The sequence below is a fragment of the Methylobacterium marchantiae genome, from assembly GCF_042679825.1.
Taxonomy (GTDB): Bacteria; Pseudomonadota; Alphaproteobacteria; order Rhizobiales; family Beijerinckiaceae; genus Methylobacterium; species Methylobacterium marchantiae.
Genome location: NZ_JBHTND010000034.1, coordinates 1 through 21,357, shown reverse-complemented (window position 1 = coordinate 21,357; position 21,357 = coordinate 1). Strand labels below are relative to the sequence as shown.

The window sequence follows — 21,357 nt, the reverse complement described above, 5'->3', positions numbered from 1 at the left end:
CCGCAGCTGCCTGCAGGATGCCGCTGTCGCGTTACTTCGGCAGCGGACCGAACCTCCACGGGGCCGAACTCGCCAGGACGGAGAGCGTGACGTCGGCGCCGGCCGGGAGCGCGTTGTAGGTCGCCTCGGGAACGCTGATCGTCATGGTCTTGCCGTCCGGCCCGATCGTGCCGCCCTCGACGATCTTGTCGCCCACCTTCAGCCGCGGGAAGGAATTAGTGACGGGGAAGTGGCGCTTCGAGGTCAGGACGACGTCGACCATGACCGGAGCAGGGGCCGCCCTCGCAGTGGTACCGGCCGGCCGGACCGCGGGGGGCTTGCGGACGATCTTCAGCGTGTTGGCGTCAGCGGCGGGATCGTATTGGGTCATGGATGCCAGTTGAATTCTGGCGGAGGCCATCATGCTCGCCGGGGCTTTCGATGCGACCTTCGGGTTGGGATCCACCACGGGCTCGGATTTCAACAGCAGGATATCGGCGATGTCGACAGTGCCGCTCTCCTGGCCATGGAAAATGAAGCGCAGCCCCGTGATCCGGCTGAGATCCACTCCGCTTAAGGCGGAGAGAGGAATCTGGATCGTGAACAGCGTCGAGTGAAGGTAGGGTGGGATGACGAAATCCGGCCCAGGCGGTTGGGGATATCTCGCTTCCGGCAGTCCGACCGGCCGGCTGATGCGCACGTCCCGGCCGGTGAGATAGGCTTTCGAAGACTCGCCATTCCCATCGATCAGCCGCACGCCGTAGGGGAGTTCACCATCCGCCGATGCGGGAAAGTCGCAGATCTCGCTAAAGCAGCGCAATGCGGTGCGGAACGACAGGGTCTTGAACCCGGACATGTCTTTGGCCGGTTTGAAGTTGATCTGAAACATCTTGCTCTTGTCCGAGTCCGGCGTCCACGACACGGTCGCGACCCGAGTTCCCGGCTGGTGTTCCGACCCCCATAAACTGGTTGAACCCGCATCCTGATGAACGACCTGGACACCCCTGATCTTGGTGCGGATGCCGGCATCGTTCAGTCCCGTTTCCTGCGAGAAGGTCTCGAGCTTCTGCACGGAGTCTCCGAGCGGGGCCGGGAGGTAGCCACGATCGACATTGGCGATGTCGACGAGGTTGGACGGCAGAGAATTGCTGGGATCGAACTGCGCCGCCAGGGACTTGTCCGCTTGCGCGCCGACGGTAGCCCGGAAGAAAGGGACCAAGGTTTCGACGGCTGTGACCTGCTGCGGCTTCGAGCGGCCGGTCGCTTGAAAGATCGCATCGGTGCCGGAACAGCCGTCCGAATCCGACAATTGCCACTCTGTGTTGTAGGCGTTGTGATTGGCGCCCCAGACATAGACCGTTCCGTGGAAGGTCTTCGATTTGTCAGGCTCCGTCCTCGAGAAGGCTCGGTCAAAGACCTTTATGCCCTGGAGGTTGAGGACGTCACCGTCGCAGGCCGGCAGAAGGACCATGCTGTTGACGCCGTCGGCGTCGAGGACGCGCGAGGTCTGACCGTCGACGGGGGCGATCTCGAAGATCGACTTGATCGACATGCGGCCGGTCAAGGCTGGGAATGGGCTCCCTTCGTCACGAAACTGTTGGAGCGCCGCGCGGGCCCCCTCACCGCCGCGGCTGTGACCCATCAGGCCGACCTGCGAGAGATCCATCGTCGCACGCGGGTTGAACTTGAGCGTGGACGGCACCGGGATCTCGCCGGTGCCACGATTCCAATCGGACAACAGGGCCAGGTGCCGCAGGATCAGCCGACCCCGCATCAGATTGAGGCCGCCGTCTCCTTCCGCGCCACTTCCAGCCGTGATGCCACGGTTCGCGTTGATGGAGACGACCATGTAGCCCCAGGAGGCGAGTTCCTTCGCCAGATACTCGTATCCGAGATGGCTCGGCGCGACGACTTCGCCGGGATTGCACATGCCCGTCGTGGTGTAGGCGACACCCGAATCGATGCGGACCTGAAGTTGCTTGTCGTAAGTGCCGCAGGTGCCGTGGTTCCCGTGCAGGAAGACCACCACGGGAAACGGCTTACCCGTCAGTGCCTTGGGGCTGTAGATTTCGGCCCAGAGATCGACCTTGCGGTCGGTGGCGACCAACGGTTCGTCCCGATCGAGAAGCTTGTAGGATCCCGTAATGACCTCAAGAGGGCCATCGGCAGCCTGGGCGACAGGAGGAAGGCTTGCACACATCGACGCGAAAGCAAAAGCCGCAGATCGCAGAAGGGATTTCGACGTCACTAGTGAGCTCCACTTGACAGAGAAAGACATCGACCATGATGGGATGGTAGTCATCCCTCTGGCTGGCGAATTTTTGATTTCTAGTATCGCGCGATTATTGACGTCGATAACGAAAAGGGCGCTCCATATTTCTCGGAAGCAATACTTCGACATACTGCCGATGTATTGAATGCGATGAATGAAGTGGCGAAGCCGACCTGGTTCGTGCTTTTGTCATCCGCCTTTTCACACAAGCCACGCGGCGAATGCACTCCGCTATATCAATCAAAATCTCGCTCAGCCAAGGCTCTATAATATGCATTGCTGCCCAAATTTCGCCCATATACCTATGTTTAATGCGACTGTATTAGAAATTGTAAAAACAAGTGTTGCTAAAATTTTTAATATCTAAAATTGATTTTAAGTTGTCTTATAGTAACCAAATTATATGCTATATACGTACAATATATTATTTTATAGTAGCGTCATTTATGTAAGATATAAAAATATAGATACTATTTAATATTATGTATTTCCGAACAGCAAAAATATCTAATATTACGGAGCGTCGCTTTGTCTGATTGCCACTTGCCAGAGGCAGCGAAACGCTGGCGCCGACGTCCAGCGCTACGTGTATTTAGACTAGCGCGAATGCCTCGTCGCAATAGCCGGTGGACAATCACCTCGACGAAAAATAGTGGTCTTATCAGGAGTATCATCTATCAACGGCAGTATTAAATATTTTCACCGTAACAAATTGCCAGAGGGCGGCCCTTTAATTCTCTGGAAGGAGCGGCGAGTTGCATAGTTGTCCAGGCTCAAGTTGGCGAGCATGACGACCGATTGAGCCGCTAAGATTGCCGTGTGGAAACGGACAAAATGACTATGGCGGAGCTGCGACATCCCACAGCCAAGCACGGTGCCTCTCAGGACGTTGATGGCCGCAACATGGCGTGCCAGCTACAGTACTGTCGGCCGTCGCACAAATTGTAGTTACAATCATGATTTGTTTTTTCTAATCCTAGCCAGAATGCACGAACAGCGTTGGCTCGAATAAATTTTTTTTCTATTTGATAAACCGTCATTTATTGCGTCTTAAATGTTGCTCTGACCGCCGACAATGGTATTGACGCACGCTGATTGCTCGGCTAATGACCCTGGCCCAGTTCATCCTGAAGTAGCACAACGGCTTATAGTGGTCCTGTACGCTCTCCAAGCCTTGGCTTTTCCGAACTCGTATGGCGACAGGCCCCCCTGGCCGATCGGAACGCGCTGGAGCGAGTCCATGAGCGCGCTTACCTGCTGCGTATAGAGGAGTTGTGTCCGAGCGAAGGGCAGTGGAATCGACCCGGACACGGTCGTTTCGGCGCGCTCGCTCGATGCGGCCCGGCGCGCCGCTGGCGGAGTGATTGCCGCCATCGACGCGGTATGTCTGGGAAAAGCCGCCAACGCGTTCTGTGCCGTGCGTCCACCAGGTCACCACGCGGAGATACGCCACGCGCTGGGCTTCTGTCTTATCAACAATCTTGCAGTGGGAGCGCGACATGCCCAAGCTCGACATGGCTTATCCCGAATCATCATTCTTGATTTCGAAGCCCATCACGGCAACGGCGCACAGAACATATTCTGGGACAACCCCTTCGTACTGGTGATCTCACTACACGAGTGACCTTTCGATATGATCACTGGTTCGGAAGACGAACGTAGTGGGCATGGTCAAGTCATGAATATTCGTCTACGCGCCGGGGATGATGGAAGCGTGATGCGAGATCGCGTCGAGGATCAGATTATTCCGGCACTACGAGCCTTTCAGCCAGAGATTATAATTCTTTCCGCCGGTTTTGACAGTCATAAGCCAGATCCATAGGCCCATCTATGCTTTGACGCTTCCGCTTATGATTGGATCGCGGAGCGAATGTTGAGCGCCCCGGACGAGCTGTGCGGTGGTCGCCTCGTTGCAAGCCTGGAGGGCGGTTACGATTTGTATTCACTGAGCGCCTCCTCGGCCGCGTTCGTCTATCAAATGCTGTCGCACCGACGGAGGATCCATGGCTGAGATCGGGAAGGGTGATCGCGTGGCACGCATCATCGACGTACGCGCGGGACGGTCGATACGTGGCAGGCTACAGTCCTGGTCGGCGATGCAGTCCATCTCATCAGCGGGCAACAAGCACCGCCGAGCCTTGGAGATGTCTACAGGATAGTTAATAGCGATCCACTCTGTCTGGGTCTGCAGATCGGTGCCTCCGCGCCGGGCGCTTGGTCCGAACGTGGTGACGCGCTGCGGTGGCGGACACCCCACCCGTCGCGGTCAGAAGCGCCTAACTGCGCTCCGGCAGCGCCATGCTATACGGCGGGCCGTGCGATACCATCTTGATGGGGAGGGCTTCATCGAAATCGACACGCCGCTGTTGGTCCGCGGCACCACGCCCGATGCTTTCATCCAGTCATTCGCTCTGGCAGGTCGCTGAAAAAGTCGCCGGTCGGCATGTCTTGGAGATGATTCACTCTGTCCGAGGCAAGAGTGGGGTCGCGCGATGCGCGGGCGTGAGGATCGGTCGGAGAGCCTGTTCAACTACGTCCGCCTGGAGGAATGCGTTCCGGCCGATCATCTCTTGCGGCCGATCCGGGCGCTGGCGGACGAGGTCCTGGCCGGACTGAGCGGGCTTTCGAGGCGCTGTATTCGGGGATGGGGCGGCCCTCGATCCCGCCGGAGATGTTGCTGCGGGCGACGCTGCTGCAGGCCTTCTTCTCTGTGCGGTCCGAGCGGATGCTGATGGAGCAGATCGACGACAATCTGCTTTTCCGGTGGTTCGTCGGGTTGGAGATGGACGCCGCCGTCTGGCATCCGACGGTGTTCACGCACAACCGCGACCGGCTGCTGGAGGCGGATGTCGCCCGCGCCTTCCTGTCGGGCCTGATGGCCCTGAAGCCCGTCAAGCGGCTCCTGTCGAGCGACCACTTTTCCGTCGACGGCACGCTGGTCGAGGCCTGGGTGAGCATGAAGAGCTTCCGGCCCAAGGACGGCTCGGGCGAGCCGCCGGGACCGGGCCGCAACGGCGAAGGCGACTTCCGCAAGGAGACGCGCTCGAACGAGACCCATGCCTCGACCACCGATCCGGATGCCCGGCTCTATCGCAGGAGAGCCGGCCAGGAGAGCCGGCTGTGCTTCATGGGCCATGCCCTGATGGAGAACCGCAACGGGCTCGTGGTGGACGCGACGCTGACCCATGCCACCGGGACCGCCGAGAGCGAGGCGACGCCGACGATGCTCGACCGGCGCCCGCGCCGGCATCGGATCACCCTGGGGGTGGACAAGGCCTACGATGTCCGGGCCTTCGTCGGCGACCTGCGGGCGCGCCGCGTCACGCCCCACATCGCCATCAACGGGGCGGTGTTCAAATCCGGCAAGCCGCGCAAAACGGCCATCGGTGGTCGCACCACGCACCATCCCGGCTACGCGATCAGCTTGGCGCTGCCGCAAGCGCGTGGAGGAGGTCTTCAGCTGGATCAAGGTCCAGGCGGTGTTGGCCAAGGTGAAGGTCCGGTCGAAGCTCAAGGTCGAGGCGGTCTTCGCCTTCGCGGCCGTCGCCTACAACCTCGTGCGCCTGCCCAGGCTACTGGCCAAAGCGGCGGGATGAGGGGAAAGCCCGGGGCCGGGCCCACCTCTGGAAACGGAGGGGCCGCCGACGGTGACGAACCTAACCCCCTCGAAGGCGCCGGTCGCTGCAAAGGCAGCGAACATCGTCCATGACGGGCGCCAAACCAGACTTCTTCAGCGGCCTGCTAGGAGCTCCGCACGCCTCCGTCATCTCTGCATTATGCGATTTTCAGTTCATTCGGTCCGGTCGACAGATCCATCGGCTTGAGCACACCGTCCTCCAGGCGATAGGCGCGGTCGACATACGCCAGCACCCGGTCGCTATGCGTCACGAAGATCTTCGCACCGGGCAGCCTGCACAGGCTCTCGAGCAGGTCCTTCTCGGTCGCCGCGTCGAGATTGGCGGTGATCTCGTCGAACAGCATCAACCGTGGCTGGCGGCAGATCGCCCGGGCCGCGAGCACCCTTCGTCGCTGGCCGGTCGACAGCAGCGAGTTGTTGTTTGCGACGATGGTCGCGATGCCCTGGGGAAGCGCGTCCATCTCCGCGTCGAGACCCACGGTCGACAGCGCGTGCCGGATTCTCTCGATGGGCATGTCGGGATCGAACAGGCTGACGTTCTCGACGATGGTCGCCGTGAAGAGGCCGTCCTCTGCGAAGACCACGCCGAGGTTGGATCGGTACTCCATAACGCCGAACCGTCCGAGGGATTGCCCGTCGACGAGGAGCGAACCGCTCGTCGGTTGAGTCACACTCGCGATGACCTTCAAGAGCGAAGACTTGCCGGAGCCGGATTCGCCGACGATCGCGATGTGTTCGCCGCCATGGATATCGATCCGCAGGTTGGCCGACCGGACGACCGGACGCTCCTCCCGACCGAACGAGATGGCGATGTCCGTCAGCTCCACGTCCCGGCGGATCGCCTTGCGGATCACCGCCGATTTCGCGGACGCTTCCGGCTCGTTCTGGATCACGTCCTCCAGACGGCGGACGTGCGACTTGATCACGGTCAGATGCATCAGATTGGTGGTCAGGGTGTCGATCATCACGAAGAAGGTGCCGCGCAGCGCGAAGAAGGCGTAGAGCATGCCGATGGTCATCTGGTTGAGCAGCACGGCGCCGACCCCGGCGTAGAGCGTCCCCACCGTTCCGAGAATGACGATCATGTGCACCCAGAGCTGGGTATCGATCTGCAGCCGCCGGGAGATGAAGTCGCGGCCGGCGTAGCGAGACAGCTTCTCGAACCATCGTTGCTCGATCCGGCCTGCGACGTTGTGGGCCTTGATGATCTGGATCCGGTCGAGACCATCCAGGAGCGTGCTGACTTCCTCGGTCTTGGCGGTCAGGGCCTCGGTGGTCGCCTCCCGCGTTCGCTGCAGGAACAACGTGCGCATGCCGACCGCCAGCGCCAGGGTGGCGAGCACCATCAGCGTCATGTCGATCGAGTAGTAGAACATCAGCGCCACCGAGATCACCGACACGGCGGTGTCGGCCAGCGACCGGACCATGCCGTCCGCCGCGAAGGCCTTGACCTGATCGACCGAGTTCAGTCGCGTGATGAAGTCGCCCGGATGACGGGCCTCGAAGTAGCGCAGAGGCAGTCGCAGGCCGTGGCCGACGACCGAGCGGGAGAACTGCAGCTGCATACCGATCGACGCCCGCAGGATGAGCATGTCCCGCAGCCAGTTTCCCACGGCCTCGAACATCAACAGCGCCGCAAGACCGATGGCGATGATCGCGAGCAGGTCGAGGTCGGCCTGCGGCAGGACGAAATCGAGGGAGACCTGCAGCAGGATCGGTGAGGCGAGCGCGAGCAGTCCGACGGCGATCGAGACCGAGAGGATCTTCCAGAAGGTCGCCTGGAACCCGCCGGTCGACTTGATGATCGCCCAGAGCGACAGGCCGTCCTTGGAAACGATCTTGTCCACCGCCACGCGCGGCTGGAATTCGAGGGCGACGCCCGAGAAATACTTCTCGAAATCCTTGCGGGAGAACACGCGCCGGCCAACGGCAGGATCGTGGACGACGTATTGTCCACGCGTGATCCGGTCGAGCACCACGTAATGCCGGTGTTCCCAATGCAGGATCGCCGGCAGATTGAGGCCGACGAGGTCGTCTGTGTTCTCGACGCCCAGGGCCCGGGTGTCGAAGCCGAAGGCGCCGCCGAGCCCGTACAGCTCGGCGACCGTCATCCCGCCTTTGAAGATCTGGTGGACCGACCGCATGTAGGGAAGGTCGACGTTGTGGCCGTGGGCATTGGCGATCATCGCCATGCAGGCGAGGCCGCATTCCTGCTGCTCGCTCTGGAGCAGGGTCCGGACGCGCGGCTTGTCGGAGACGAATGGCAGGCTCACGTGCGTCCCCTCATGGCGAAGATCGGATCGAGCACCCAGTCGATGAGCCGACGGCGCTCGACGATGATGTCGGCGCTCAGCGTCGACCCGATCAGGATCGGCCTCTCCGCTCCGTAGGCGACGATGGTCTTGTCCTCGGGCTCCACCTCGATCAGGAACTTCGATTGCGGCGGCGGTCGCGGTCCGGCCTTGGCGAGCGACACGTCGAGCACCGCCGACGCCTCGTCCTCCTTCGGCAAACTCAGGGGCTGCCGGCCGATCGCGATGATCCGGCCATGCTTGACCCCGAAGGTCTTGTAGGGAAACGCGTCGTACTTCAGCACGACCCTCTGGCCGAGCGCCAGCAGCCCCATGGTCTTCGAGGGCGCCTGCAGGCCGATGGTGAAGGTCGCGTCCGGATCGCCGATGGCCGCGATCGTGTCGCCGAGCTTCACGTCGGAGCCTTCCCGCACGTTGAGCGCCGCGATCCTGCCCCTGATGCCGACGATCACCTCCGTGGCGATCGCCGATTTCGCACGCTCGATCCGGGAATCGAGCTCGGCCAGCGCGCGCCCGAGCTGCGCCCGCTCGTTGGCATTGGCCGACTTGTTCTGCTGTACGGTCCTGCGGCGTTCGATCTGCGTCGAGGCGAGTTGGGACACCTGGAGGCGGACATCGAGGAGCTGGCGCGTGTAGTCCTGCTTGATCCGCTCCTGTGCGGTGACGACGTCGCGGGTGACGTCGCCGAGCTTGAGATAGGTCTGGAGCTTGCGGACGATGCCGTCCTGAGAGGCCAGCGCGCTCGTCAGCTCGGCTTCCTGCTTGCGCAGGTTCTCGTTGATCTTGACGACGTTGCCTTCCAGCGCGCCGAGATCGTGCGCGTCGTTCGAGGTCAGGGCTTCGAGATCGACGATCTGCTTCTGAATGGTCTGCCGCTGCCCGGTCAACGACTGCACTTCGGCTTCCGAAAGCGGTTTGGCGCCGGCCGAACTCTGCTGAGGCGCGACGGTCAGCAGGCGCTGGCCGACCGCGACCTCCTCCCCTTGCGCCACCCAGACCTTCGTCACGGTGCCGTCGACGGGAGCGCTGATGCGCTGGCTGCCCTTCGAGCCGAGCACGATGCCGCGCATCGTCTCCTGCTTGGCGAACGTGCCGATCCACATCGCGGCGATCAGGAAGGCCGCGAGCACGACGAAGAATACGACCAGGAGGTTGGACGCGGTATCGCGGCGGAACTCGATCGTGGAGGACAGCTCGTGAAGACCGGTCACCTCGAACCGGCTCATCATGCCCGAAGGCTTGGCCTGCCTCCGTCCGAGAAGCCGCCCGAAGACGTCAGAGACCGACATGGGCTTCGACCTTTCCGGCATCGTTCGCGGCATGAGGCATGCGCGATCGGACCCGCTCGGGATAGAATTCGGGAAGGCGGGTCCACATGTGCCACTGCTCGGGCGCGATCGCGACGAAACCTTCGATCTGACGGCCGATCGCGCGTGCCAGCGACCGGCGTTCCTCGGGCGAGTTCGCCGAGACCTCGAAGGGCTGGCCGAAGACGATCTCGTCCCGCGATGGGAGCGAGTGGACGGTCATCGGCAGGACCACGGCCTTGAGCATGCGCGCCATCGCGTCGAGCCCGAGGGCGATGGCGGCCGGTTCCCCGAACAGGGTGGTGTCGGCTGGAGAACCGTAGGTTTCGGGGAGATCGAGCAGCGACACCACCACGCCTCCCTTGCGGGCGAAGCGCATAGCATCGATGAAATCCGCCTCGTTGCGGGTATTGAGGATACGGAACTCGCCGGCGACTTCGCGCAGGCGATCCATCGCCGCGTTGTTCTCCGGCAGGTCTTCCCGCGCCCGGAGGACCAACAATCGACGGCCCGCAAAATACTTCCAGAAGACGTAGGTGATGCCGATCGGGAAGATGCCCATATGAATCGGCGCGAGGATGACGGAATCTCCGCTCGCCGCGATGCGTTCGACGAGAGCCGGGTCGCTGACGCGCGTCCCGCTGCAATCGTCGATCAGTTGCTGACGATTTCGGGAAATGCTCGCATACCATTCCATGACCAGCAGGGTGTCCTGGTAGTCATGTTCCAACGCCAGGCGCCGCGCCGGTCCTGCACCGATCTTGAGGTACTTTTCGACGACGCGCTCGAGTCCGAATCCCACATCCGCGCGAAACGGAAGCGCCACCCGCCACAGGGTGCGGAGGGCGCGACGCCGCGATGCGAGAGGGAGGCGCCCAAGGAGCTTGATGATCTGCAGCACAGCCGTCATGTGCCGACTAAAACCTCGGTTTCGACCTCTTGGAGCAAGAGATTCCGGTGACGATCGTCGGAAGCATCTGTGCCTCCCACTGACAAAAGAAGACGGCGCACTCGTCTCGAGTCCGCCGTCCTGGCATACAGCACGGCCAAGTTTCGCTCATCTTCCGATACGTGATCGTCGACTTGCGAAGATCACTGCGTCAGTGGCCGCATGACCCTAGAAAAATAGGGTTAAAACACTCTGAATGCGGCCTTTCCTTCGCCGCGATCGGCGTTCGGACGACCTTCATCCGGCCGCAGGCAATCAGTCCGACGACAGTTCCGCCGAGACGAAATCCATCACGTCGCGCAGGGTCGAGACGATGTCGTCGACCTCGCTCCGGCTGATCGTGAAGGGCGGCGATACCAGGATGCGGTCGGCGCTGGCGCGGACGATCACGCCCCGCATGATGCAGAAGTTGCGGATGACCATTCCGATATCGCCGGGCCGCGAGAAGCGCTGCCGGGTCGTCTTGTCGAGCACGAGCTGAACCGCCCCCAGCAACCCGACCGAGACCGCCTCGCCGACGATGACGTGGTCGGAAAGACCGCGCCAGGCCTCGGCGAAATAGGGTCCGATGTCGTCTCGCACGCGCTCGACCAGCCGCTCCTCTTCGAGGATCCGCAGGTTCGCGAGAGCGGCGGCGGCGGCGACCGGGTGACCCGAATAGGTGAAACCGTGGTGGAACGGACCTGCCTTGTGGATGAGGATGTCGGCCACGCGGTCGGAGACCATGACGCCCGCGATCGGCAGGTAACCCGACGACAGGCCCTTGGCGATCGCGCAGAAATCCGGTTCCAGCCCGTAATGCTGGTAGCCGAACCAGGATCCGAGGCGGCCAAAGCCGGTGATGACTTCGTCGACGGCCAGCAGGATGTCGTATTTCCGGCAGATGCGCTGGATCTCGGGCCAGTAGGTCTCGGGCGGAACGATCACGCCGCCGACGCCCTGGATAGGTTCGGCGACGAAGGCCGCGACGCGCTCAGGCCCCAGTTCCAGGATCTTGTCTTCCAGTTCGCGTGCCCGCGCCAGGCCGAACTCGGCCGGCGCGAGGTCGCCGCCCTCGCCGTACCAGTAGGGCTGGCCGATATGGACGATGCCGGGAATCGGCAGGTTGCCCTGCTCGTGCATGTGTTTCATGCCGCCGAGGCTCGCGCCCGCCACCGTCGAGCCGTGATAGGCGTTGTGCCGGGCGATCACGATCGACTTCTCGGGCTTGCCGCACGTCGCCCAATAGACCCGCGCCATCCTGAACCAGGTATCGTTGGCCTCGGATCCAGAATTGGTGAAGAACACCCGGTTGATGTTCGGCCCCGCATAGGAGCAGATCTTCTCTGCCAGCAGTGCCGTCGCCGCCGTCGTCGTCGCGAAATAGGTATTGTAATAGGGAAGGGCATTCATCTGCGCGAAGACGGCGTCCGCAATCTCGCGGCGGCCGTAACCGACATTCACGCACCAGAGCCCGGCGAAAGCGTCGAGATAGCGTTTTCCGGTGCTGTCGTAGACGTAGACTCCCTCGCCGCGCGTCATCACGCGGATGCCGCCGTCCAGGAGTTCCTTCATGTCGGCGAAGGGATGGAGGTGATGGGCGAGATCGGCGGCGGCCACATCGGGAGAATCCGAGCCGGCGGAATTTAAGCCGGTAGCGTCCAGGCTGGTGGCCGGCATCGGAGGGACGTCCAGCATGCGATCACCTCTGGTCCGCGAGTTCGATGGAAATCGAGAAAAGGCTGTACCGAGAGCGGATCATCGGTACAGCCTTCTGTCTTGCATGCGGACCTGATCGGACCGTGGCCGATCTCGCCCGCATGGCCTCAGTGATGTTCGACTAGAATAACGTCGATATCAGCTGGACTTGCCACCCTTCGACGGGCCGCAGGCCGGGGGCGGGGGCGGGCTGCCGCCCTTGTCCTGGCCGCAGGGGCCGCCGCCGCCGGCGATCTGCTTGATCTGGTCGAGCTTGAGTTCTTTCATGCCTGATCTCCTTCGTTGCCGGCGCCGTTGTCTGCCGGCGACGCATTGATCGAATACATCGCGTTCTTTTGCAATAAAATGAATACGTTAACACTAATACCGGCTGATTTCACTGAAATAGACTCAATTTAACCAGTTAAATTTCCCATTAATATCGACTAATCGGGTCGCGTCGAGACATTGGCTTTGGAAAATCGCCGATCTCTGCGATCCGAGGCTTGCAATGCCTCAAGTCTACATGCCGTCGAGAGAGGCCATGGACGGTCATGCGATTCGCCCGCGGGTTTTCCGGGGCGGCGCGCTCCTTCGCCGGGCGGTGGCCGCTCCCGCGGAGCGCAGTCTATCCGCGGAGCCGGTTCACCACGGCGGCGAGGGCGTAGGTCGCACGGTCGCGGGCGAACTCGAGATTGATCTTGGCCACACGGGCCTCGGCCAGCTCGGCGACGGTGTTGAGGATGTCGACCACCGTCATCGAGCCGAGCCGAAGCTCCATCTGGCGGCCCTGCACGGCCCGCGTGATCTTGCGGACGCGCTGCTCGGCCTGGCCGACTTGCTCGATCGTCGAACGGCGCTGTTTGAAGGCCGCCGTCGCCTGGGCGATCAGGGTGTTTTCGAGATCCTGCGCCACGTAGCTCTTCTGACGCGCGATCGCATGCTCGCGAGCGACGTTGCCGAACTCGCCGGGCTGGTAGATCGGAATCAGGGCCTGCAGCATCGTCGAGGTGTCCTGGACCCTGTACGGCGTCAGCGAGACAGGGCCGCGGCGACCGTGGGTGACCTCCAGGCTCAGCTGCGGCAGGAACTGCGCATACGACGCCTTGGCCGTGAAGGCCGCCGATTCCGCGTCCAGGCGCGCGGCGACGAGTGTCGGATTGGCGCGAACGAGGATGCCCCGGAGCTCGCCGAGCGAGGATGGCAGCAAAGCGTTGGGGACGAGCGGCAATGCGGTCGGATTCGCGGCGGGTCCTGCGAGGCGGACCAGCTCGGTCTCGGAGGCGACGAGGTTCGACTTCGCCTGTTCGAGGCTGATCGTGGCGGCGATGACGCGCGATTCGGCCAAGGCCGCCTCGGCATTCGTGGCGTCGTGGACCTCGCGCCGCAAAGCGACGCTGCGGGCGACTTTCGAAACGTCGGCGATCGCGGCCTCGCGCAGCTGGACGATCGCCCGGTCGCGCAGGACGGCGAGGTAGGCACTGGCGGTGTCGAGCAGGATCTGCTGGGCTTTGGCATCCTGCAGGCCGCGGCCCGCCGCCGAGGCGCTGCGGGCCGCCTGGAGATCGTTGTAGCGCTTGAACCCGTCGAACAACGGCAGGCTCAATTGGAAGCCCGACGTATTGGGTTGCCACCGCTGCAGGGCATCGGTCCCGCCGGGCACGGTGGGGTCGGAGACGAAGTCCGGCGAATACTTGATCTTACTGTCGAGGCGACGGTTCACCGCGTAGCCCATGGTGGGCAGGAAGGCCTCCCAGCCACTGATGACCTGGGCTTCGACGGCCGCTTGCCGCTCGTCGTCCGCCTTCCGATCGAAACTAGACCGCAGAGCCCATCCCATGGCCTCGTCGATGGATTCGGCGCGCGCTCCGGTGCCGCTGACGGCAAGGATTCCCAGGACGGTCCAGCCGATCCTCGCGAGGGCGCCGACGCTCCCCGCGCCGAGTCTTGGGCCTGACCATGCTGTGTCCATCCAGATCGTCCGGCCGGCTCGAAACGCGTCAATTCTGTCCACATCCATGCACGGACGTAGTTAATCGCGCGTGAAGTCGCAGGCTCGGACGGCGTGCCCTGCATCCTGTTTCATCGCCGGCACCGGAGACATCGTTGGGGATCGTGACGACGACACGTGTGCAACCGGAAGGGGCTTCGTCGGACGGCTTGGTCTTGAGGGGACGGCGCTTCGACAGCCCCCCGATTAGTCGGAGAAGACGAGCATCAGGGTGAGTTCGGCCGTGAGCGCCGGCCGCGTCGCATCGTCAGCCACCTCTACCGTGGCGCCGAGCCTCAACGCGGCTTTGTTCTCCGGCAGCGCGCCGACGCCGTTGAGGGTGAAGATCCCGCGCACCCGAGCGTCGACGCGCACGGGCGCAAGGAACCTGACCTTGTCGGCACCGAGATTCAGCACGGCCCGCACGCAGGGATCGGCGGGCAGGACCTCGCCCAGGGCGCCTCCGAGGATCGAGAGCGTCAGGTAGCCATGCGCCACGGTCCCTCCGAATGGTGTCTCGGCGGCGGCGCGAACGGGATCGACATGGACGAACTGATGGTCGCCCGTCGCTGCCGCGAAACCGTCGATCCGCGCCTGGTCGAGCGTTGTCCAGACCGAGGCGCCGATCCGCGTGCCGACGCGCTGCCGCAGGGCCGCCAGGAACGCCTCGCGCGCATCGGACATCGGGCGGTCTCGGCCGGAATCGCTCTGGGTTCCGGTCACGGGTGAAGCCGCCATCGTCCTGAACGGGTTTTGCGGAAGGTCTCCACGGCTCAGCTCACCTGCCGCAGGATCAGGCTCGCATTCAGGCCGCCGAACGCGAAGGAGTTCGACATGGCCGCGCGGATCGGCATCGAGCGCGCTTGAAGCGGAATCGCGTCGATATCGAGTTCCGGATCCTGGTCGGTCAAATGGGCCGTGGGCGGGGCCACCGAATGGGTCATCGCGAGGACAGTCGCGACCGCTTCGAGCGCACCCGCCGCGCCGAGCGCGTGACCGGTCGTTCCCTTGGTAGAGGAAACCGGCGGCACCGTCCCCGCTCCGAACACCTCCCGGAGCGCCCGGACCTCCGTGAGGTCGTTGGCGCGCGTCCCGGTTCCATGGGCGTTGACGTAGGCAATGTCGCTCGCGGCCAGATCCGCATCCGCGAGCGCGGCGCGCATCGCCCTCACCATCCCGTCCACCGTCGGCGCGACGATGTCCCCCGCATCGGCGCCCGAGCCGAACCCCGCCAGCGCGACCTTCGGCAGGCATCCGCGCGCCCGCGCGTGAACCTCACGCTCCAACACGAGGATGCCGGCGCCCTCGCCGACGACGAGCCCGTCGCGGTCGCGTGAGAAAGGCCGACAGCCGGTCCGGCTCATGATCTTCATACCGTTCCAGGCCAGAAGAGTGCCGCGGGATAGCGGCGCCTCGGTTCCGCCGGTGATCGCCACATCCACGATGCCGCTGCGCACGAGCTGCGCTGCCACGCCGATCGCGTGGGTCGCCGATGCACAGGCGCTCGCGATGACGAAGCACGGACCTTGCGCTCCGTAGGCGATCGAGACCCAGCTCGCAGACGAACTACCCATCGCTCGCACGACGGAGAAGGGGTGGGGACGCTTGTTCTCCGCGAAAAGCCGCTCGTACTGCGTGTCGAGGCTCATCAGGCCGCCGCCGCCATTGCCTAGGATCACGGCGATCCGTTCCGGCGCCACCGAACCGAGCGTCAGGCCGGCATCCGCCAGCGCATGACCGGCGGCGGAAACCGCCAGCACGGCGTTGCGGTCGCAGGCGCCCGGAACGGAGATCGGGAGACCGGAAAAATCCACCGAACCATCGATTTCCGCGGCGATGATGTCCGAATCCGGCAGAGCCCGAACCGGGGTGAAGCAGGGCCTTCCCGCGGTCAGGCTCGCCCAGTAGGTCTCGAGATCGAGGCCGCTCGGGCAGGTCACGCCGATGCCGGAAACGACGACGTTGCTCATGCTGTCCGTGCATTTGCGGCGAGGGCGGAGCGGATGAGATCGACCACGTCGCCGAAGGTCGTCTCGTCGGCGGACTTGGCGTTCGCGTTGAATTTTATTTCGACCTCGAACTGGTCTTCGATCTCGAAGATCACCTCGACCAGATCCAGGGAATCGATCTGCGCCTCGGCCATGGTCGTGGACGCGTTCCAGTTCGCATCTTCCGTCTTGATGTACTTGCGGAGAATCTGAAACAGGCCCCGCTCGACATCATCTCCGCCCGTCGAGGGGATCTGGACTGGGACAAGATCTGCGGCAGAAAGGACCATGGCACGTCTCCGATTGAGCTGACGCACTGATTGCCATTATTTAAATTCCCCGTTCAAGTCCAATACCATCGGTTAACTAAAGAATATATTTTATAGTAAATTCTCCGAACAAGTGCTTCTCTTCTCCTGGGCGTCTCTTCTGTGCGTCCATTAATTATTATGCAAAATTATCGTGCGTGGAATGATCGGGCTGTCGTGTTCTGGTGCGACTTCGTTCGGCCCAGAGCAAGGATGCCGTGCTCGTCGAGGACGAGGCCCCATTGACGGCCACCGTCGTCGCCATGACTCTCCATAACGACGCTCCAGCGAGCGTCGGATGAGGCCCCGCTCCGGCGCGATGGCTGGTCTGCGAACGCGAAATGCGTCGAGCGCATCTGGCGCCGCGGAGGCCTGGAGGCTCCGGTGACGCCATTGAAGCAGGCACGCCTCTGCTCGACGATGGCCGAGGCCCTGCCCTCGCGGTCAGGCTGTCCCGGCTACCTCTCGTCCTGCAACGTCGTCGCGCATCGCACTCAGCGCGGCCACAGGTAAGTACATACTGCAAGTACTAAAAATACTGAACGTGATTGATAAGTTCACCGGCGAATGCTTGACCATTCGGTCATTCGAGAGCTCGAAGCGCCGGACGCGATCAACGTATCCGCGGGCCTGCCCAGCCTTCGTAGCATTCCCCTTCAGATGCGATTGGGCAATGGACCGGATTTCACCGTCAAAGGCGTTCGTGACTGGATCCCGGAGGCCGGATCAGTGGCGGCCCACATCGAACCGGATAGCTCGCCGCGCTCAATGCAAATACGCACCGAAAGTCGTTTTAATCCATAGCGAGCACAAATATTCTCACTATTTTAAGCTGACACGATTATCATGAGTAACAATTGTGACTAAAAAATAGCAGAAAACTTGCCCTCAGTCTGAAACCTTCGCTGTTGCATGCACGTATCTACCTAACCGCGAACCTGTGAGCCGCATGTGCATCTCAGGCTGCGAGTTAGGGAGACGACGCAATGGCTATCATCAATGGCGATAACGGCGACAATTTCCTTACCGGCACCGAGGAAGAGGACGTCATCAACGGGCGAGGTGGCAACGATACGATCGATTCTGTCGACCGTCCCGCCAACATATTCGCAGGGTCAATCGATCCCAGGCGCGACGTAGTCAATGCTGGGACCGGAGATGACTTCGTCACCGGCGGAAAACTCGATCGGTTGAATGGGGGCGATGGCAACGATTTCCTATCGCTGAACTTTAATTTCAATGGCCCCATTGCCGGCTCGGCTCCTCCGATTCGCCTCAACCTCAATGCCGAGGGTGCAGGTACAGCGTCAGATGGCACTGTCATCAGAGGCTTTGAATTCGTAAACTTAAATTTATCCGATGCTGGCGATAACATCGTCAATACTGGTAACGTTCGCGCGCAAATTACGAGTGGAGTCGGAAATGACAGGCTCACCACCGGATCGGAAGACGACGTCGTATTCGGAGGCGGTGGCAGAAACGTTATTTCGACGGGCGGCGGCAACGATACGATCGGTAGTGGATCTGGGACCGACATCGTGTCCGGGGGTGATGGCAACGACAGTTTCGGCCTCAACATCTACACGGATGGTAGAGACCGGGTGGATTTAGGGGCAGGGGACGACACCGTCCGGTTCGATCGCTTCGACGGCGGTGCCGGTAACATTCGTCTGACCTTTACCTCGGCCGAAGTCGGCAACGGCAACGGCGATGATTCCGGCAGCCTCGCGAATCAGGATGGAGGGCTCGCGGTTCGTGCGCAGGCAGAGGATGCTGACGGCAATCTGATCGGGCCCATCTCGCGCTTTGATGACGAGGGTATAACCTTCGTCGCCGGAACGCAGGGCATCACTTTCGATGTACGTGACCTTGTCTCCGGCACCGAGCGCGGCAATACGTTCGAGGGGGTGGTATTGGGAACCAGCGGTGACGATACGCTGACATTTTCACCGCCATTCCGCGCCGGGCAGGATTTCTACTACAACGCCGGTCAGGGTGATGACACAGTCACTGCTGGCACCGGCAATGATTTCATCGTCGGTGGCGTCGGCAATGATACGGTCAGCGCAGGAGCCGGCAATGACACGGTCCTCGGGCAGGATGGTAGAGACACTTTGTTCGGCGAAGCAGGCGACGATCGCATGAACGGCGGCGTCAGTGACGATAGTCTCAGTGGCGGCGATGGTAACGATGAGCTCGGCGGAGGGACCGGAGACGACATTCTGGTCGGCAGCGGAGGTAACGATACCCTATTTGGTGAAGATGGAAACGATCGTTTAAATGGAGGAACGGGCGACGACATCTTTATTGGCGGGGCCGGCAACGACGAACTCGGCGGTGATGTCGGCAATGATGTCTTGGTCGGCAATGGCGGGATGGATTCATTGTTCGGAGAAGCCGGTAATGATACGCTTGATGGCGGCGCCGGGAATGACATTCTTCTCGGCGGTTCGGGAGCCGACCAGTTCAACTTCGGTGTCGATTCGGGAACTGACATCATTACGGATTTCAGCTTCGCGGATGGTGATCGGCTTGCGCTGTTTGGTCAGAGCTACGTCGCTCAGCAGGACGAGTTCGGCAATGCGTCCTTAGCCTTGTCTGGCGGCGGCTTGGTGACCCTGGCAGGCATCACCCCTCAGCAGTTGGACGGCACGTTCTTCGTCTAAACCTTTATATCTCATCATAAAATTGGATGAGCCCGGCATATTATATGCCGGGCTCATCCGAGAGCAAGGAGGCGGAGGACCGATGGCACGAACGGCGGCTGATGGTCCGCACATGGGCGAAGCGCGGGTCGCCGGGCGTGGGGCGTCGGATGCTGGGCCGAACCGTGCAAGCCGGATGTCACCTCAGCGCCACTTCTACCCGATTGGCATCTCTGACTGCCGAGAATGAAAAAACCCCGTCGGCATGAGCCTGACGAGGTCGTATTGCGTCGAGAGTTTTGGACGGCTTCAAGTCGATGAAGGACTATTCGACTGCCAATCTGCCTAACAGCGAAGTCGGCGACGTTCACGACGGCCGAACGTTTCAAAATGCACGAGCCCCGACTCCATCGTGCCATTGCGTACCGCCCGCAAGACATCTGGGTTGCAGCGCAGGTACTCGCGCTCGTTGAAGCCCATTCGACGATCTCCGTCATCGAAGTCCCGGCCTCGATAGCCGCGGTCACGATCATAGTCTCCGCGTTCCCGGTATCCCTCGTCCCGGCGGTCGTATCCGTAGTCGCGACCGCCATATGGTTGAGCCGAAACTGCAGTGATCGCCCCCAGCACGCCAAGGCCCGCAACCACGATGGTACATAGCGTCTTCATATCAGGCACTCTCCTTCTCCGGATCTAGGAACGAATTCGGGGGGATTTGGTTCGTTCTGCCCTGTCGCATTGATACCCGGTCGAGCAGGCGGCAATGCTGTTCAAGCGATGCGGGCGGACTGCCGGAAATGGCGGACCGGCCAAGTGTAGTAGCCCACATCCTCCTCGCTCAAATTTGCAGACGTGATCAGGAAGTATCCTCCAGGCCGGGGATCAATGACAGGCGCCGCAAGCTGGTAGCGATCGCCGCCTCCGTGCCGCTGTGGCCCCCCATCGCCAGCGCCGCTACTCGCCACGCTGCTATGTCAGCGTCGCGGGTCCGCTCGTAATCTGCGTCGTTCCAAGTGTCACGGAGATCGATCCCCGCACGCGCGAGACCTTTCAGCAGACTCGCGGTACCGAGAACGGAGATTGCACGAACACGGTCGCGCCGGCCCTGCACATCAAGGCTGCAGATTTCGCCTCTCACGGCATCGATATAGGTCAGTGACCGTGCACGAGACCGCAGCGCGCCTGCTGCCACCCGCTTGAAGCGTCTTCGGTTGATGACGACGATCTCTGCTCCGATTCGACCGAGAAGCTGCAATCCATGCAGGGCAGAGCCCTCGGCGAAGACCAGTCTGTCGGTGCGTCGGTAGATGTCGAGCTGGTCCTCAAGCGGGAGCGCTTCGGGATACATGATCTTGGCACCGATGCCTGCAAGCGCATCTTCGAGATAACGTTCGCCCCCGATTTGACCGATCAGGTGGGTCGGCGAAGAGCCTTCGTCACCGCGCAGACGTGACCGTGAGACGTAGACGAGGGGATATCGGTCTGTGTTGCCCGTTCCGCGAGTGATTCGGTCGAGGAGATCGAGGTAGCGGCACGGTGTCCGAAGACTTCCGCGCCGCTCTCCCTGCGGGAACACGTGGAGCTCGCGCAGCATGGTCGGCTCACGCAGAAGGATGATCCTTTTGCGATCGATGCCGAAATGGTCGAGCAGCTCCCAAAAGAAGGCTGGAGGTCGTCGCTTCGATCGCGTGTTGAGGGAGAAGAGCAGAGGCTGCGTCGGATCAGCGACGCTGGAGGCAGCGAGCCGGGTGCCGAAATCCGCAACCGCATGGCCGAAATGGTGGATGATGGGGCCACACCAGGTCGCCGTCGCGAGGGTCGCCGTCGGCGGATCGATGCAACGAGGACGCCTGTCTCGCGGCAGAGGGAGGACGCCCTTGCTGTATCTAGCCCGCACCTGCAGCGGATAGTACGGCCAGACCGGACCGCCCGTGAACATGCTGTCTTTGTGGATCGATTCCGTCGGCATGACGACGACGTCCCTGAACGTCCGACGCTGCGCGAGAAGCTCAAGTTTCCAGTCAGGAATGGGGACGGCAGGGTCCAACCGTGTCTCCTGGCTCGCCGTCGTTCGGTGGCTCGGGTCGAAGCTAATGCATCGTCAGTCGCATGACGATGGTGCACTGTGCGAGTTGTACTGACTTTGCCCGTGTTTGCCTCCGTTCATGAGCAGAGTCCGGTCTGGTTCTGTGGGGACTAGGTGTGAGCTTTCAGGAGGTTGTCCATCCGGTCTGAACCGAGGAGGCTGGAGTTGCGAGGCTTCAGCTATGTCGGAGAGACCGGATGAACATCC

The 21,357-nt window shown here is 62.0% G+C and carries 13 protein-coding genes and 2 pseudogenes; 3 read left to right on the top strand and 12 right to left on the bottom strand.

Features of this window, described 5'->3' with window-relative positions; all coding sequences use genetic code 11:
- Window positions 1-31: 31 nt before the first annotated feature.
- Window positions 32-2,086: a hypothetical protein gene (locus tag ACFQ4G_RS18915; RefSeq protein ID WP_238209126.1), complete on the bottom strand. Its 2,055-nt coding sequence runs from the start codon at window positions 2,084-2,086 to the stop codon at window positions 32-34.
- Window positions 2,087-3,548: 1,462 nt separating this feature from the next.
- On the opposite strand from ACFQ4G_RS18915, the pseudogene ACFQ4G_RS18910 reads away from it, so the two are divergent.
- Together ACFQ4G_RS18910 and ACFQ4G_RS18905 are read left to right on the top strand one after the other, a co-directional pair.
- Window positions 3,549-4,073, top strand: a pseudogene (locus ACFQ4G_RS18910) (hypothetical protein).
- Between the two features lie 670 nt (window positions 4,074-4,743).
- Window positions 4,744-5,847: pseudogene (locus ACFQ4G_RS18905) on the top strand (IS5 family transposase).
- 178 nt (window positions 5,848-6,025) lie between these two features.
- Here ACFQ4G_RS18905 and ACFQ4G_RS18900 read toward each other — a convergent pair.
- From ACFQ4G_RS18900 to ACFQ4G_RS18860, 9 genes are all read right to left on the bottom strand, one after another.
- Window positions 6,026-8,161, bottom strand: a complete 2,136-nt coding sequence (locus tag ACFQ4G_RS18900) for a peptidase domain-containing ABC transporter (protein WP_238209127.1) — start codon at window positions 8,159-8,161, stop codon at window positions 6,026-6,028.
- Window positions 8,158-9,489 carry an HlyD family secretion protein gene (locus tag ACFQ4G_RS18895; protein WP_238209128.1) on the bottom strand — a complete coding sequence of 444 codons (1,332 nt, stop codon included), beginning with the start codon at window positions 9,487-9,489 and terminating at the stop codon, window positions 8,158-8,160. Before ACFQ4G_RS18895 ends, ACFQ4G_RS18900 begins: the two co-directional genes overlap by 4 nt.
- Window positions 9,476-10,417 (bottom strand): LpxL/LpxP family acyltransferase, encoded by a 942-nt coding sequence (locus ACFQ4G_RS18890; protein ID WP_238209129.1) that lies wholly within the window; start codon window positions 10,415-10,417, stop codon window positions 9,476-9,478. Before ACFQ4G_RS18890 ends, ACFQ4G_RS18895 begins: the two co-directional genes overlap by 14 nt.
- A 294-nt stretch (window positions 10,418-10,711) precedes the next feature.
- Window positions 10,712-12,133 (bottom strand): aspartate aminotransferase family protein, encoded by a 1,422-nt coding sequence (locus ACFQ4G_RS18885; RefSeq protein WP_379040831.1) that lies wholly within the window; start codon window positions 12,131-12,133, stop codon window positions 10,712-10,714.
- A gap of 159 nt (window positions 12,134-12,292) precedes the next feature.
- Window positions 12,293-12,421, bottom strand: coding sequence for a hypothetical protein (locus ACFQ4G_RS18880; RefSeq protein ID WP_379040829.1), 129 nt, complete (start codon window positions 12,419-12,421; stop codon window positions 12,293-12,295).
- A gap of 340 nt (window positions 12,422-12,761) precedes the next feature.
- Complete coding sequence (locus ACFQ4G_RS18875) at window positions 12,762-14,105, bottom strand: TolC family protein (protein ID WP_238209130.1); 1,344 nt, start codon at window positions 14,103-14,105, stop codon at window positions 12,762-12,764.
- Between the two features lie 225 nt (window positions 14,106-14,330).
- Window positions 14,331-14,807: a MaoC family dehydratase gene (locus ACFQ4G_RS18870; protein ID WP_238209131.1), complete on the bottom strand. Its 477-nt coding sequence runs from the start codon at window positions 14,805-14,807 to the stop codon at window positions 14,331-14,333.
- An 89-nt stretch (window positions 14,808-14,896) separates the two neighbouring features.
- Entirely contained in the window at window positions 14,897-16,093 is a 1,197-nt protein-coding gene (locus ACFQ4G_RS18865) for a beta-ketoacyl-[acyl-carrier-protein] synthase family protein (RefSeq protein WP_238209132.1), read from the bottom strand.
- Window positions 16,090-16,401 carry an acyl carrier protein gene (locus ACFQ4G_RS18860; RefSeq protein WP_238209133.1) on the bottom strand — a complete coding sequence of 104 codons (312 nt, stop codon included), beginning with the start codon at window positions 16,399-16,401 and terminating at the stop codon, window positions 16,090-16,092. Before ACFQ4G_RS18860 ends, ACFQ4G_RS18865 begins: the two co-directional genes overlap by 4 nt.
- Before the next feature lie 1,004 nt (window positions 16,402-17,405).
- Between ACFQ4G_RS18860 and ACFQ4G_RS18855 the strand changes: the two genes are divergently transcribed.
- Window positions 17,406-19,085 (top strand): calcium-binding protein, encoded by a 1,680-nt coding sequence (locus ACFQ4G_RS18855; protein WP_238209134.1) that lies wholly within the window; start codon window positions 17,406-17,408, stop codon window positions 19,083-19,085.
- A 324-nt stretch (window positions 19,086-19,409) separates the two neighbouring features.
- On the opposite strand, the gene ACFQ4G_RS18850 is transcribed toward ACFQ4G_RS18855, so the two are convergent.
- Both ACFQ4G_RS18850 and ACFQ4G_RS18845 read right to left on the bottom strand, forming a co-directional pair.
- Window positions 19,410-19,733 carry a hypothetical protein gene (locus tag ACFQ4G_RS18850; protein WP_238209138.1) on the bottom strand — a complete coding sequence of 108 codons (324 nt, stop codon included), beginning with the start codon at window positions 19,731-19,733 and terminating at the stop codon, window positions 19,410-19,412.
- 187 nt (window positions 19,734-19,920) lie between these two features.
- Window positions 19,921-21,111, bottom strand: coding sequence for a glycosyltransferase 61 family protein (locus tag ACFQ4G_RS18845; RefSeq protein WP_238209135.1), 1,191 nt, complete (start codon window positions 21,109-21,111; stop codon window positions 19,921-19,923).
- Between the last annotated feature and the right edge of the window lie 246 nt (window positions 21,112-21,357).